We start from the raw sequence: 15,633 nt of genomic DNA, 5'->3' as shown, positions 1-15,633 counted from the left end.
AGATGCAGCATAAAGTTAAAATGGCCATTTTGGATATGAATAATAACGAACCTAATCAGGGTTTGAGATGTATTGTTGATATTGCCAAAATGTTTCATAACAACCTCGATTACAAAGTTTTTGATGTCAGGGCAAAAAATGAATTGCCCGACACATCTTATGATATATACATTTCAAGCGGTGGACCAGGTAGCCCATTGGAACAAGAAGATTGGAGACAGCCTTATTTAAAACTCATCCAGCAACTTTGGGACTATAATTCCACTTCGGAAGAACAAAAAAAATATGTGTTCTTTATCTGTTATTCGTTTCAGGTAGTTTGTGATTATTTTCAATTAGGTGAAATGAAACCACGTAAGAGTACCTCGTTTGGTATTTTACCGGTTCACAAAACAAAAGCAGGACTAAAAGACGTATTGTTAGAAGGTTTAGACGATCCGTTTTTTGCCGTAGATTCTCGTGATTGGCAACTCATTCAACCGCGATTAAAAGTATTTAAAGAACATGGCGCCACTATTTTAAGCCTTGAAAAAATACGTACCCATGTTGAATACGAAAGAGCAATTATGGCGGTTAGGTTTTCAAAAGAGTTTGTCGGGACACAATTTCATCCCGAAGCCGATCCTGTTGGGATGTACGCCCATTTTTCACAGGACGTTTACAAACAAAAAGTGATTACTAATTTTGGTGAGAAAAAATACAACGACATGATGCAGCATATGGAAGATCCAGACAAAATCACCAAAACCTACACCCATATTTTACCACGGTTCATCACTATGGCTATTGAAAAGACCTCGAAGCAATTAATCCCACAAGGTTGAGATGATACCAGACTATCGACAAGCATTCAATACTAATTTTACTGAAGAAACCTATCAGGCACTTCTCAATGACATAAGCCAAAAGTTTAATTATGTCCCTAAATTTAAAATTGCCGAAACCCCGATATTTATCCCGAATCAACTAAAGCAACGTTTGATTGAAGCCTGTAACGACATCATGGCCATCATCAATCAACCTAACTTTAAAAGTTTAACCGAAGGTGCTTTTTTTGAAGATAAAATGAAAGTGCCCAATGAGGATGAACATTCAAAATTCATTCAGCTTGATTTTGGTATTTGCTTAGATGATAATGGTGAGGCTACTCCTAAATTAATTGAACTGCAAGGTTTTCCATCCTTATATTTCTATCAGGACCTTTTAGGTAAAATGTATAAAAAACATTTTAATATCCCTGACCACCTATCCATACATCCGCTTGGGATAAGTTCTGAAGAATTTATTGAACTATTACGTACCGAAATTGTTGGGGATTCAGACCCCAAACAGGTGATATTATTGGAAATTGAACCCGACAAACAAGCCACAGCCATTGATTTTTATTGTACTGCCGATATGCTTAGCATAAAAGTGCTTTGCATTAGTAAGCTCATCAAAAGAGGGAAACAATTGTTTTATTTGGATGATCATGGTAAAGAAATTCAGGTTTTAAAAATCTATAACCGCATCATTTTTGATGAACTCGATCAGCGGGATGATCTAAAACGCGAGTTTGATTTTCAGGATGAAGTTGATGTGGAATGGATTGGGCATCCTAATTGGTTTTTTAGAATAAGTAAATATACCATGCCTTTATTGAAAGGTGACTATGTTCCAAAATCGTATTATCTAAATGCCTTAAAGGAAATCCCAGAAGATCTGGAAAATTACGTTTTAAAACCCCTGTATTCCTTTGCAGGTGCCGGTGTAGAAATACATGTGACACGAGAGATGATTGATGCCATAAGCAACAAAGCCAATTATCTGTTGCAGGAAAAAGTGGCCTACCACCCTATTATAGACACTTTAGATGAACCCGCCAAATGTGAAATACGTATGATGCTTCTTCACAATAAAAAAGAAAATAAAACGCAAATAGTTAGCAACCTCATGCGCTTAAGCAAAGGCGAAATGATTGGGGTTAAATATAACAAAGACAAAACCTGGGTTGGAGGCAGTACCGGGTTCTTTGAGGTTTAAGCTTTAACTCAATATATTTTAAGCGAATTAGTGCTTAAATTTTATATTATAGATTGAATGGAACCACAAATTCGATAGGGTTTGTGGTTTTTTATTTGTCATGCTAAGCTTGCCTGCCCTGACGCAGGTCAGGGTCGAAGCATCCCCTGTTAAAAAATAAGTAGAACTAGGTATTGCATGACTAATCATAAAGAAGTACTTTAATACTTTACAAAAATTATAACAAAAATAATTTCCTAATAAACTAAAATGATTTGTTATTTTAGAATTTATAATGCGGATATAGTAAGTAGCTATATCCCGTAGTTGTGCTTCATTATCACTATCCAATAAATCAATGATAAAATTCTTTAGAAAAATTAGGCAAAATTTACTTTCAGAAGGCAAAACTGGAAAATATCTAAAATATGCTATTGGAGAAATAGTTCTTGTTGTTATTGGGATTTTAATTGCCTTGTCAATTAACGATTGGAATGATGGAAGAAAAAAAACTAATCTTAAGGCAAATTATATTGAATCTTTAAAAAGGGATTTATCAGCTGATATGATGTATTTTAAAACACAAATAGCAGAAGACAGTATTGATTTAGCCAAAATGCTATCCTTTTCGAAAAGACTATCCAATTCATTTACAACAATGGACACTTTAATCCAAATAGCACGATATGAATTTTTACCATTTACGGATGTCAACAATGATTTAAATATGTCAACTTACAATTCATTGATTTCCACCGGTAATATTAGTGTATTGGACAAAAACACGAGCCAGTCCTTATTAAAATTCAATAATCTGCAATTAAACTCGAATAGTATGATTGATAGAAATGATGAGCTCTATTTTAATTCTGTTGTTTTCTATAGAAACAAATACCCTTTTAATAGCGAAATGAATGGCATTAATGGTCCTTTTATGGATTCATTTTGGGCTTCTTTGGATGAAAATACCCTCAAATCTGATTTTAACGGAGTTCTCACTGCTAAAATAGCAATGCTTGGTAATTCTATTCTCGGCAGAAAGGAATTGCTTTTAAAAACTGCAGATATGTTAAATAACCTAAATGCCATCAAAAATTAGATAACGAAAGCACAACATTGTATAAGCGTATTGCGGGTAAAGTGCTAAATTTAAACAAATTGAACACTAACAAACATAAGGTTAAACCGAAAGTAAAGCCTATTTTTAAACTGATTTCTTACACCGAATAGTCCTGCGGACGATTCCACGCCGAAATCATAGCCAAACCGTAGTGCAACATTTAAAAAGTCTGAAAACCTAATCTAATGTATAATACTCTATTTTATTTTCTTTATTCATATTACGATAAGACAGAAAGATGGAAAGAAGAAAAGGTCCCATATTTGTCTACGGTTTTAGTGATTTCGGTTTTACAAATGGCAAATTACGTATTTGTCAGAGACTTTATATTTTTTCAAATCAACAGAATTAAATACCAATATTTTGAACATGAGACTCTAATAATTCCGACAATATTCATTGGACTAAACTACTGGTACTTTAAAAGAAATGGACTTTATAAACGGATTCTTAAAAACTTTTCAGATAAAAAATTAAATTACACGACTATTTTAACCTGTTGGATTTATATAATTTTGTCGATAATGCTTGCAATTATTATAGCTTATTCTGTAAGAAATAATATCTTTTGGTTTAGATAAAAACGTTGCACAACACTGGCTATATTCCATTGCTCCCAACCAACCACCCCCCAAAAAAATAACTATCTTTAACCAGCTACGATTCAGCAAAACTAAACCCTTGTATGCCATTAAATGAAAACTGAAATTCAAACCGATCGATTAGTTTTAAGAGAAATCACATTTGCTGATAAAGATGAATTGTTTGAATTGCACACCGACCCTGACGTCCAAAAACATACCGGAGAACCTGTTGTAGAATCTCTTGAAGAAATAGAACAGTCTATTACAGGGCGACTTCACGACTATAAAACATACGGATTCGGCAGATTAGCAGTTATTGAGAAGGGTACAAATGCATTTATTGGATGGGCTGGTTTAGCCTATTTACCAGAATTCGATAAAATAGATATTGGTTATAGACTAAAAAAGAAATATTGGGGTAAAGGTTATGCAACTGAAGCTTCTATAGCCATCATAAATTATGCTTTTAATGTACTGCAATTAGAACAGATAATAGCCATAGCTATGCCCGAAAATAAAGCTTCAATTAAGGTAATGGAGAAGATTGGTATGACCTACGACAAACATGCGCCCTATGATGCCGTGATACAAAATGCGGTTTGGTATAAATTATCAAAAATTGATTACCTTAATCAATAAAATGAATTCAGGTTTTACCAGACATATCTAATACTATAATTCACATTTTATCTACTCAACTTATCTGGTGCCGGAGAACTGGCATGAAACTCGTTGGCGATACGTTGTGTATATAAATCTAACAACTGTAATACGCGCTCACTAGATTCAGAAACCACAATAAGGCCAATATGCCAAGCCTTGTTCATTCGCCATACAATTTCAGGGTCTGTAAAACTCGAGGTATCAGGATGCTCAAAACGACTTAAGGACACTACAATCCCAGCATATTTATTGGCAGCTTTTGGCAAGCTATAAGTTGTTTTTTTCAAGGTATCCGATTCAATTTTTGCCCATTCACTCCACAAATTAATACCAGATGCAAACTGAACCATTTCGGCTAAATTAGCACCTCCAACTCTAGACGAGGTTTCCAAGAAAAACAATTCGCCCGTAGCTTTAGATTGTATAAACTCGGTATGCGAAGCTCCAAATTGCATTCCAAAAGCTTTCATCACTTGGGCATTCATTTTGGTTAAGCTTTTTTCGACCTTTGATCCTATTTCACAGGTTGCCGATCTGAATATTCCACCTCCATGTGCGACTTCAAAAGGAGTATCTAAATATTTACTCACTCTGGAAAAGGCCACTTTACCATCAATATTCAGCCCATCCACATGATACACATCGCCAGGCGCAAATTTTTCAACCAAATAATTATCGCGTTCATCACCTAAATCGTTCACGATTTGCCATAATTCATCTTTAGAATGGATTTTTTTAATACCTGCCGCAGATGCTTCAGAACGCGGTTTCAATAACCATGGAGGACTTACACGATCTGCATAAGCATTAATCTCATGATCATGAAACAAGGCTGTAAATTCTGGAACATTTACCCCTTCTTCTTTGGCTTTCATCCGCATGGCCAGTTTGTCCCTAAAATATCTAGAAGTAGTAGAGCCCATTCCTGGCATTCTAAAATGTTCGCGCAAAGCGGCAACATTTTCAACATCAAAATCGTCCAGCGCAACAAATCGATCAAATTTTATGTGACGGTATTTAAAAGCAATGCCTTTTATAATGTCCTTTTCGTTCCAGTTGTCGATATAAAATACATCATCAATGGATTCCCAAGGCCATGCTTCATGTTCTAGATTTTTTTTGGTAAGTAGATAAACAGTGTTCCCTTCGGATTTGCAGCGTTTCAAAAAATCGATGCCTTTATAAAAGGTAGAAATACACAAAAAATTTAAGGGTTGATCTGTCATTTTTATAGGGATTTGTTGATGCTGTTATAAATCCTCCTAAAAATACAAAATTAAAACCCTAATTTGAAGTGAACTGTTTGATATAATTAGTGAGTAATTGCACACCATAACCTGATGCACTTTTCATTTTGGAATAAGGAGAATCCCCAAATGAAACCCCTGCAATATCCAAATGCATCCAGTTGTCGTGTTTCTCTGTAAAGGCTTCCAAAAATTTAGCGGCCGTAATGGCACCAGCAATAGGTTTACCGCTAAAGTTGCGAAGATCAGCAATATCTGAGTACAAATCGGCTTCAAAATCATCAAACAAAGGCAATTGCCAAACGCGCTCGTTGATTTTAGCACCAACAGATGACATTTGTGAAGCCATTTCTGGATTATTGGTAAACATTCCAGCCGCCGAATAGCCCAAGGTTTGCACAACGCTTCCTGTTAAGGTAGCCAAATCGATCACTTGCTCTGGTTGAAACTGTTTGATGATATAGCTCAAACCATCAGCCAGGACTAAACGACCTTCGGCATCGGTATCAATAATCTCAATGGTTTTACCAGAATACGAACCAATAACATCACCTGGACGATAACTGTTGCTATCCACGGCATTTTCGGCGGAAGCCACAATACCAACGATATTGACATTGAGTTTTAGTTTGGCAACCAATTCCACGATGCCTAAAACTGCGGCGGCTCCACCCATGTCGCTTTTCATATAGTGCAAATTGGTAGATGATTTTATAGATAAACCTCCGGTATCGAAAGTAATACCCTTGCCAACCAAACCAATGTTGATTTTGCCTTTAGGGTTGCCCATGTATTCTGTAACAATGACCACTGGCGGATTTGCACTGCCCTGCCCGACCGAAAGTACGGCATTAAACCCTTGTTTTTTTAATTGGTCTTGATGTAAAACCGTGCATTTATAATTGAATGTTTTGGCCGATTCTTCAGCCCAACGTCCTAAAAACTCTGGTGTTTTGTGATTGGCGGGAGCATCAATCAAGGCTTTGATCCGGTTGATGGTTTCACCTGTAAATTGCCCTTCTTTTAGTGCGTCAGCAATAGCTTTGGAACTTGCAAAAGTGATTGACAGTTTTTTTGCCTTGTCTTGTTTGGACTTAAATTGCCCTATTTCATAGGTGGCTAGTTCACATCCAATAGAAGCGGCTTTCACTTCATCTGCATTCAAATCTTCAGCATAGACCTGAATACTGTTGTTCCAATTTTTTTTGGTATCAAAGCACAGTTTTCTAAAGGCTTCACCTAATTTATTGGCATCCTTTTCTTCTCCAAGACCCAAAACATAGAGTCTATTACCTGAAGGGCCATACACTAATTGATAAGTTGACAAATCGCCTTCAAGATCGATAGATTCAATCCCAAAAACTGATTTTAAATGTTTAAAATCTCCTTTACGACAAGGTACAATGAGATCCTTATCTTTATCTATGTCCTTTGAATGCTTAAATACCATGGTTATTTATTAAAAAAAAGCCATTTTACGGCCTTTGGGAATTCTTCTCTCCAATGCACTTCAGAATGGTTTCCAAATTCATTTACTGAAAAATGAAAATCTATATTATGACCTTTGACCATTTTTTTTCTGATGATAGCTTCAAGTTTTTGAGCGTTAGGCAAATGCTCTTTGCTTTCCTGACCTCCGGCATAGAGGTAAATTTTAGATTCCTGTAGCGGTTTAAAAGATTTTGTATGGTTAAAAATTGTTTTTGAAATCCATAAACTAGGTGAGAAAATCATCATTTTTCCAAATACGCCTGGGTTTGCCAAACCAGCATGCAAACTTATCAAACCTCCCATGGAGCTTCCTCCAATACCTGTGTTTTCAAAATCGGTTAAGGTTCGATAGTGTTTATTAATGTACGGAATTAATTTTTCAATCATAAACTGAATGTAAAAATTCCCTTTTCCTTCTCCAAAACGAGGATGGTAGTAAGGTAAATATTCTACGATTCGTTCTTGTTCACCGTGGTCAATTGCAATGATAATGACATCACTTAAACCTTGCTTGGTCAACGTTGCCATAGACTTGTCAATGGCCCAATCACCATAAGGCGCCAAGGGATTAAATAGATTTTGGCCGTCCTGAAGGTATAAAACAGGATATCGCTTTTCGGTTTGATAATAGTCGTAAGGTAGTAATGCTGAAATTTTTCGGGTTGCATTTAGATGTGGCACCTCATAAGCCTCTTCAATCACTTCGATAATAGGTTCGAACTCCGTCACTGTCATAAATAAAATTTAGGAAAACGAAAATACAGCTTTTTATGTTTTTAAATCCTATTTCTATACTGATATATATTAACATAGTGGGGCACTTTATTAACGTTAACTTACCAAAAATTTAAAACCATACACTTAAGAAATAAAAAAGCACCTTAATCAAGGTGCTTTTTATTATTAATTTTTATGGTCATTGACCACATCCTCATCTTTATATTTACAACAAGGATCTAAACTATCATAAGCCTCTTTAGTTGCTTTAACATCTTTAGTATCATGACCAACGGCTGCAATGTTCTTCTTTATTGCGTTAAGATTGGTTTTTCGTTCATCAAAAATCAGCTTTAATTCATGAGTAGCAACATCCCACACAGCAGATTTAACACCTTTGGTTTTAATACTAGCCTTTTCGATTCTTACTTTACACATCATACATATACCATCAACTTCTATAGTGGCTTTTGCATTTTTGTCTTGCGCCCAAGCAAATGAAGTTGCTAAAATGGCTATGGATAATACTATTGTTTTCATTGCTTTTATTTAATTTTTAATCTTAATCCTGCGTAATACATACTCCCAAAAATTGGACCATATACAAATGTGGTGTCAAAATTTGCTCCAAAAGGGTCGTTTGCACTTACAATGGGATTGTTTTGACTCACATTAGTAATGTTTTCGCCACCTAAATATACTTCAAATTTATCAGAAAATACTTTTGTTACTTGTGCATTTAAGGTCGCGACCGTTGGCGAATATTCTGGTAATTGATATTGAACTGGATTAGACGCTGTTGAAGAAAAACGTTGTTCGCCCAACCAATTATAAGTCATATCAAATCTCCATAATCCATTTTTTTCAGTTTCATGAGTTTCATAAGACGCATTTGCAAAAACCCGATGTCTAGGGGTTAAAGGTTTTACCAACTTCCCTGAATTGTATTGTGTTTTAACGTCATAAAATTTATAGGCCGTACGCAAATCAAAATGCTCAAACACATTGTAGTTAAATTCAATCTGTAAGCTATTAGCATAGCTATCCCCTTCAAGATTATAAAAACTAACTTCTTGCGGATTTTCATAATCAACAACGACTTGATTTTGAAAATCTGTTCTGTAAAAATCAAAAGTTAGGTCAGCTTTTCTTCCAAAAAGATTAAACCCTTGTAAAAAGGATACACCATAATTCCATGCTATTTCTGGGTCCAATCCGTAAATGTCACCACCAGTGTTAACTATATTAAGGCTTCTGGAACTTGAAAACATAGATTGGTTTTCAGCAAAAATATTGGCACTTCGCTTTCCGCGTCCAAATGAAAAACGCAAAGCCGATTTTTCCCAAGGTGAATAGCGTGCATGAAAACGCGGCGTTACAAAAGTTCCTAATAAATTATGTCGATCAACACGAACTCCGGCAGTTAGATTAAGCTTTTCCAAATTATCAAAATTGTACTCAAAAAAGGCTCCTACAGAGTTCTCGGTTCGTTCAAAATCTGTATTTCCAACAAGCTCATCATAATGATCGTAAGTATAGCTTAGCCCTGTTTTAATTTTATGTCTAGAGTCACTAATTATAGAATTATAGATAGCATTAGCATATAGGCTGTTGTGTAAAATATCATATTGATTTAATCCAAAATACGACTCTTGCTCATGTCTACTAAACGCAGCTTGTACACCAAGGCTTCGCCAAGGAATTTCTGGATTAACAAATCCTGTTTTTACGGATATATCAAAACGCTCTGTATCAATTTCACTTCCCCAAGCGTTAGTTGTTCCTTTATGGAGATCTGGGTCAAAGGCCATTTGTCCAGTTTGTTTTTCATCATTTAAATATCTTAAATTAATGAAACTCACGAATCCTTTTTCGGTGTCGGTATATTGCCATCGATTCATCAGATTAACTTGTTTTTGAAGCGGCGCATCCAAAAAGGAATCATCATTCATATCAAATTTTTTGTCCCTAATGTTTCCATGCAGATACAAACCTGTGCTCCATTTGCCATTTAGATTGGTGTTTAAATGGGTATTCAACTCATACCTTCCGCTACCATCACCATAGGCATTTACAAATAATTTGGCATCTGTAGAAGGTTTTACCATTTCGGTATTGATCTGTCCGGCAATACTTTCAAAACCATTTACCACACTTCCGGCGCCTTTAGTAATTTGTATACTTTCTACCCAAGTTCCTGGAGTAAAACTCAATCCGTAAGCTTGAGAAGCACCTCTAATTGTCGGAATATTTTCTGAAGTAATTAAAATATAAGGACTCGTCAAGCCTAACATTTTAATTTGCCGGGTTCCTGAAATCGCATCTGCAAAATTTACATCTATTGATGGGTTGGTTTCAAAACTTTCAGACAAATTACAACAGGCGGCCTTGAGAAGTTCATCACTACTCACTGTTAATATATTTGCCGATTGTAGGTATGATTTTGCAGTAGACTGCTTTCTAGAAGTAATAGTTACCTCATCCAAGTCACTCGTAGGTTGCAACCAGTGGTGAATCATTTTTGGTTCAGCAATAGTTAAGGTGTCGGTTTTAAATCCAATATAGCTAATGACCAGTTTTTGATATTCTTTTTTATAATCAATTGTAAATTTACCATCAACATCTGTAACCGTACCGACAGTAGTATTTAACCAAATCACATTGGCCCCTGCTAATCCTATGTGTTCATTTTTTTCATTGGCTTCCATGATCATTCCACTAATTTTATCTTGTGAAAATGAAAGCATAGGAAATATAATTAGTATAGATATAATATTTTTCATTTGTTTTATGTGAATATAAATTAATATTCGTTTATAATGAATTTCAAATAACATCGTGTTGAAAATCATATATCAGTATTAAAAACAACGAAATATTAAATAATGAATACCCGGTCTAGAACATGAATATCAGTGACCAAGTTAGGTGGAGAATAATTTTTATGAGGAATTACTTGCTTTGCTAGGCTAACAAATAGTTGGTTGTAGACGGTTACAAACGATGTCAAATAGAGCTGTTGATCCAATTTATAGTCCTCAAAAGAAGATCTTTTTAGTTGATCTTGACCTTTAATAACCTCTAACTCATCTTTACAACATTCCTTTTTAGTTATAAAGGCCAGTTCAATTTCATAGGCCTCCTGAACACATTTTTTAGCTTCAACGAATACAGCCGAATCTACTAACACATCACCACAAAAATGTTTGTCAATGGCAAATGACATAGTAGACAATAACACCAGTACTGCTAATGCGATCGAAAATATGTTATAAAAAATTTGCTTTATCACATTGCAAAAGTATAAAAAAAGACCCTCTATTATTTTATTTTATAAAAGCCTTAACATTATCATTTATTTAAGTTTATAATAGTAAAAGGCAGGCAATAAAAGTAATAGAATTACTGGTTGGATCAAAAATCTTCTAAAGTTAAAAAACAGGTAATAGTCTTGTTGTCTCGGATTAATGACGAAATATAAAAATATTAAAATGAGAATTATATACGCCACAGTATACACTATTGAAGAAAATTTTATTATGGATTGGTCCTTAAAAACCAGATAAATAATTCCTAGTGATATCAGGGAATTTAAAACATACCTTAAGGAGGTAAAAAGTGTGAGTTTTAAGATTTCTCTCCGGGGATAATCCATGTATAAATAGTCATTTTTAAAGAACAACAAATAGGGATCGTAAAACAATTCGTTTTCAAATACACGAATTAAAATTAACAGTCCGAATAAAATCAAAAGCCATATGTACCTTAATCCATTACTCATGCTGTTTCTTGAGTTTCGAATAGCGATTTACCCAAATCATCCATAATATAAACACCAAACCATAGATGATTAGAGGAAAAATGACGGTATGTAGAATCTCTCTTCGCCACGGATAATGATATAGTCCAACCGACAAAATAACGATTCTAATTAAATTGATAGCATAAATTAAAACGCTTCCTGCAAAAATGTACATGGCTGTTGGTTTCGCACGACCAGCAAATGCAAGCATAAATGAGACAAATAAAATAATAACACTTATAGAATTACAGCCTTCTACAACTCTAGCTACATACTTTCCATTAATAACGAGTTTGATAGAAGCCTCATTAGGGTGATTTATAATTTCAGCTGTATACCCAATTACATTAATAAGCTCTTTTGATTGTTTGGCAACGCGTTGTGTTAAATAGTCTGGATAATATTTTGAGCCAACTGACAAATCCAAATAAAACTTATAAGCCACAGACAACACTAAATACGCTAAAAGAAACGTAAGAATAAATTTAATAACCGGCTTATATTTTTTTAAAAGGGATTTCAAACTACTATTTATAAGGTTAAATTTATGCAAATTGAATGTATTGATTGCATGCCTTTTTAATACTTTTGCAAAAACTTTTTAAGCCAATGACTTTTGAGCAATTAAAACCGCAGGTTACTTCAATTATATCTAACAGCAAACTTAATGTTGACGATAGGTTATTAGGTATCTGCCAACTATTGGAAGCAAATGTACCACATTATAATTGGGTAGGGTTTTATTTTAAAAATGGTGATAAAAATGAGCTCAAATTAGGGCCATATGTAGGTGAACCAACAGACCACACTATAATCCCATTTGGAAAAGGTATCTGTGGCCAGGTTGCGGTAAGCAATCAAAATTTTGTGGTTCCAGATGTATCAGCTCAAGACAATTATATTGCCTGTAGTATTACGGTAAAAGCCGAAATCGTCATCCCAATATTTGTTAATGGTGAAAATATTGGTCAAATCGATATCGATTCAAATACTCCTGATCCTTTTAGCAGTGAAGACGAACGATTTTTAGAATTTGTTTGCGAAAATGTAGCCCAGATACTTTAATAAATCACATTCCGGTTCTTATGGCTTCAACAGGATCGAGTTTTGAAGCTGAAATTGCTGGAATTACGCCTGAAATCAATCCAATTAAAGTAGATAGCCCAAAACCTAACATCATATTCCAAAAGGAGAGTACAAATTCAAAATCTCCTGTAAAGTTTGAAGCAATCAAAGTTGTAATTCCTACGAGTGCTAAACCTACTAAACCTCCAATAACTGCTAGTATTATAGCCTCAAACAAAAACTGTAATAAAATAAATCTATTTTTTGCTCCAAGTGATTTTTGAATTCCAATTAAGTTGGTACGCTCTTTAACACTAACAAACATAATATTGGCAATACCAAAACCACCAACTAATAATGAAAATCCGCTAATAACCCATCCAAAAGCATTCATTGTACCAAGAATTCCATCAATAGCGTCTGTCATCCCTGAAAGTTTATTGATAAAAAAATTGTCAGGTTCACCTGCTTTTAAGCCTCTATAGTTTCTAAATTTTTCCTTCAACACCTGTTCAAATGCACCAATATCTACGCCTTTTTTTGGTCTAATAATTATAGCTCCCGGAATGCCATCAGGACCTCCATTTTTAAATCGTCTAACAAAATTGGCAGGCACAAAAGCTTGTTCATCTGGTGAGTCGAAAATACCCACACCATATTTTTTCAAGATTCCAATTACGGTTAATTTTCGACCGTACACCCTAACTTGTTTTCCTAGTGGATTTATATTTCCAAATAAATTTTCGGCCAATGAATACCCTAATACAATTACAGGGGCACCAGATGCAGATTCAGATTCGGTATAAAAACGCCCGCGTTCAACAACAAACTCATTTATGTTATAAATTTCGTAGGTAATTGGTGAAATTTGCACTCCTGCCACAGTTTCACCTTGATATCGTATAGATTCTCCACCTCCAAAATCAAAAATTGTGTAAGCACAGGCCATGATATCGGGCACATTTCTACTAACAAATTCATAATCAGTATAAACTGTTTGTGGGTAGTTGTCGCGTTGCCATCTTGGAACACTGGTAGGACCAAAAGAAAACTTAGTTAAATAAATGGTGTTTTTATCTAATCCCGACAAGTTCTCTTGAATATTTCGGTCTAAAGAATCAACAGCTGCCAATACAGCGATAATTGAAAAAATCCCTATAGTTACGCCAAGTAAAGATAAAAATGTTCGGAGTTTATTATTACGCAAAGCGTTAATTGCAAACGAGAAGCTTTCTTTGAAAAGACGTAAGTAAACAATCATGAATCTACAGTAGTTATATACAAATTTAATGATAGGACGTTCTTAACAATTAATTGTTACAAAATTCTTAAATAAACCCACTTACAATAGTCTAAATTTTCTCTGATAATATGTACTTTTGCGCTTTAATACACACAACCACAAAATGAATACTACAAAATCGATTAAATCGGCATTAATTTCTGTTTTTAGTAAGGACGGATTAGCGCCAATTGTTAAAGAATTACACAAACAAAATGTAACTATTTACTCTACAGGAGGCACTGAAAAATTCATCAAAGAATTAGGAATTGCCGTAATTCCTGTAGAAGATGTCACCTCATATCCTTCTATTTTAGGAGGACGTGTAAAAACCTTACACCCTAAAGTTTTTGGTGGTATTCTCAATAGACAACACAACGAAGGTGATGTTGCCGAACTTAAAGATTTTGATATTCCACAAATAGATTTAGTTATAGTGGATTTATATCCATTTGAAAAAACGGTGGCTTCTGGAGCAAGCAATCAGGATATTATTGAAAAAATAGATATTGGAGGTATTTCCCTAATTAGAGCAGCAGCCAAAAACTATGCTGATGTTATTTGTGTTTCTTCAGTGGATGATTATTCAGAATTTTTAGAGCTTTTAAAATCGAAAAACGGAGAAACTACCGAGGATGACAGAAAACATTTTGCAGCAAAAGCATTTAATGTGTCTTCGCATTATGATTCTGCAATCTTCAATTATTTTAATACCGATCATAATATTGCTTCCTTAAAAATAAGCGAAACTAAAGGTCAAGTATTGCGATATGGGGAGAACCCCCACCAAAAAGGCTTCTTCTTTGGTGATTTTGATGCAATGTTTACCAAACTTCATGGTAAGGAATTAAGCTATAATAATTTACTGGATGTTGATGCGGCAGTGAATTTAATTAATGAGTTCAAGGGTGAAGCTCCAACTTTTGCCATTTTAAAACATAATAATGCCTGTGGTTTTGCGCAAAGAAATTCTATACAACAAGCCTACAAAGATGCTCTTGCTGGCGATCCTGTTTCTGCATTTGGAGGTATTTTAATTAGTAATACTGAAATTGATAAAGCAACCGCAGAAGATATCCATAGCCTTTTTTGTGAAGTGGTTATTGCACCATCGTTTTCTGATGATGCTTTAGAAATTTTAACCGGAAAGAAAAATCGTATTCTTCTAATTTTAAAAGACACAGAACTTGCTCAAACTACAGTTAGAACTTGTTTAAATGGTGTTTTGGTACAAGATCGTGATTCTATTACTGATGCTATTGAACATTTGTCATATACCACAAACAATAAACCTTCTCAAAACGAGTTAGAAGACTTAATATTCGCTTCCAAAATTTGTAAGCACACCAAATCTAATACGATCGTGTTAGTGAAGGATCGACAGTTGTGTGCTAGTGGAACAGGTCAAACAAGCCGTGTAGATGCCCTAAACCAGGCCATTCACAAGGCGCAATCATTTAGTTTTGATTTAAATGGTGCAGTTATGGCAAGCGACGCCTTTTTTCCGTTTCCAGATTGTGTTGAAATTGCTAAAAAGGCTGGAATTACAGCAGTAATTCAACCAGGAGGTTCTATAAAAGATCAATTGAGTATCGATTATTGTAACCAGAATAACTTGGCTATGGTATTTACAGGCACACGTCATTTTAAACATTAATATT

At 34.7% G+C, this 15,633-nt stretch carries 15 protein-coding genes; 6 read left to right on the top strand and 9 right to left on the bottom strand.

Annotated elements, in window-relative coordinates:
- The first annotated feature begins 2 nt into the window (after positions 1 to 2).
- From ACFO5O_RS14250 to ACFO5O_RS14235, 4 genes are all read left to right on the top strand, one after another.
- Entirely contained in the window at positions 3 to 824 is an 822-nt protein-coding gene (locus ACFO5O_RS14250) for a type 1 glutamine amidotransferase (protein WP_387964926.1), read from the top strand.
- Between the two features lies 1 nt (position 825).
- Positions 826 to 2,022, top strand: a complete 1,197-nt coding sequence (locus tag ACFO5O_RS14245) for a hypothetical protein (protein ID WP_387964924.1) — start codon at positions 826 to 828, stop codon at positions 2,020 to 2,022.
- A gap of 337 nt (positions 2,023 to 2,359) precedes the next feature.
- Positions 2,360 to 3,100, top strand: a complete 741-nt coding sequence (locus ACFO5O_RS14240; RefSeq protein WP_387964922.1) for a DUF6090 family protein — start codon at positions 2,360 to 2,362, stop codon at positions 3,098 to 3,100.
- A 716-nt stretch (positions 3,101 to 3,816) separates the two neighbouring features.
- Positions 3,817 to 4,344 carry a GNAT family N-acetyltransferase gene (locus ACFO5O_RS14235; RefSeq protein ID WP_387964920.1) on the top strand — a complete coding sequence of 176 codons (528 nt, stop codon included), beginning with the start codon at positions 3,817 to 3,819 and terminating at the stop codon, positions 4,342 to 4,344.
- A 47-nt stretch (positions 4,345 to 4,391) separates the two neighbouring features.
- On the opposite strand, the gene ACFO5O_RS14230 is transcribed toward ACFO5O_RS14235, so the two are convergent.
- From ACFO5O_RS14230 to xrtF, 8 genes are all read right to left on the bottom strand, one after another.
- A complete protein-coding gene (locus ACFO5O_RS14230) occupies positions 4,392 to 5,594 on the bottom strand; it encodes an ATP-grasp domain-containing protein (RefSeq protein WP_387964918.1) in 1,203 nt (400 codons plus the stop codon).
- A 58-nt stretch (positions 5,595 to 5,652) separates the two neighbouring features.
- Positions 5,653 to 7,065, bottom strand: a complete 1,413-nt coding sequence (locus tag ACFO5O_RS14225; RefSeq protein ID WP_387964916.1) for a leucyl aminopeptidase family protein — start codon at positions 7,063 to 7,065, stop codon at positions 5,653 to 5,655.
- Between the two features lie 2 nt (positions 7,066 to 7,067).
- Positions 7,068 to 7,841 carry an alpha/beta hydrolase gene (locus tag ACFO5O_RS14220; protein ID WP_387964914.1) on the bottom strand — a complete coding sequence of 258 codons (774 nt, stop codon included), beginning with the start codon at positions 7,839 to 7,841 and terminating at the stop codon, positions 7,068 to 7,070.
- A gap of 168 nt (positions 7,842 to 8,009) precedes the next feature.
- Entirely contained in the window at positions 8,010 to 8,363 is a 354-nt protein-coding gene (locus tag ACFO5O_RS14215) for a heavy-metal-associated domain-containing protein (RefSeq protein WP_387964912.1), read from the bottom strand.
- 5 nt (positions 8,364 to 8,368) lie between these two features.
- A complete protein-coding gene (locus tag ACFO5O_RS14210; RefSeq protein WP_387964909.1) occupies positions 8,369 to 10,606 on the bottom strand; it encodes a TonB-dependent receptor plug domain-containing protein in 2,238 nt (745 codons plus the stop codon).
- A gap of 95 nt (positions 10,607 to 10,701) precedes the next feature.
- The gene (locus tag ACFO5O_RS14205) at positions 10,702 to 11,115 is read right to left on the bottom strand and encodes an HYC_CC_PP family protein (protein WP_417398473.1); all 414 of its coding nucleotides are present in this window, start codon (positions 11,113 to 11,115) and stop codon (positions 10,702 to 10,704) included.
- Between the two features lie 63 nt (positions 11,116 to 11,178).
- Positions 11,179 to 11,604, bottom strand: a complete 426-nt coding sequence (locus ACFO5O_RS14200; RefSeq protein WP_387964905.1) for an exosortase F system-associated membrane protein — start codon at positions 11,602 to 11,604, stop codon at positions 11,179 to 11,181.
- The gene (xrtF, locus tag ACFO5O_RS14195) at positions 11,597 to 12,148 is read right to left on the bottom strand and encodes an exosortase family protein XrtF (protein WP_387964903.1); all 552 of its coding nucleotides are present in this window, start codon (positions 12,146 to 12,148) and stop codon (positions 11,597 to 11,599) included. The genes ACFO5O_RS14200 and xrtF overlap by 8 nt, the downstream gene beginning before the upstream one ends.
- Positions 12,149 to 12,234: 86 nt before the next feature.
- On the opposite strand from xrtF, the gene ACFO5O_RS14190 reads away from it, so the two are divergent.
- Entirely contained in the window at positions 12,235 to 12,690 is a 456-nt protein-coding gene (locus ACFO5O_RS14190) for a GAF domain-containing protein (RefSeq protein WP_387964901.1), read from the top strand.
- A gap of 4 nt (positions 12,691 to 12,694) precedes the next feature.
- Here ACFO5O_RS14190 and ACFO5O_RS14185 read toward each other — a convergent pair whose 3' ends face one another.
- The gene (locus ACFO5O_RS14185) at positions 12,695 to 13,951 is read right to left on the bottom strand and encodes an ABC transporter permease (RefSeq protein ID WP_387964899.1); all 1,257 of its coding nucleotides are present in this window, start codon (positions 13,949 to 13,951) and stop codon (positions 12,695 to 12,697) included.
- A 145-nt stretch (positions 13,952 to 14,096) separates the two neighbouring features.
- Between ACFO5O_RS14185 and purH the strand changes: the two genes are divergently transcribed.
- Positions 14,097 to 15,629, top strand: a complete 1,533-nt coding sequence (gene purH / locus ACFO5O_RS14180) for a bifunctional phosphoribosylaminoimidazolecarboxamide formyltransferase/IMP cyclohydrolase (RefSeq protein WP_387964897.1) — start codon at positions 14,097 to 14,099, stop codon at positions 15,627 to 15,629.
- The last annotated feature ends 4 nt before the right edge of the window (positions 15,630 to 15,633 follow it).

The organism is Geojedonia litorea, from assembly GCF_042654525.1.
Classification (GTDB): Bacteria; Bacteroidota; Bacteroidia; order Flavobacteriales; family Flavobacteriaceae; genus Geojedonia; species Geojedonia litorea.
The sequence above is the reverse complement of the archived record's forward strand: the minus strand, read 5'-3'. Positions and strand labels throughout refer to the sequence as shown.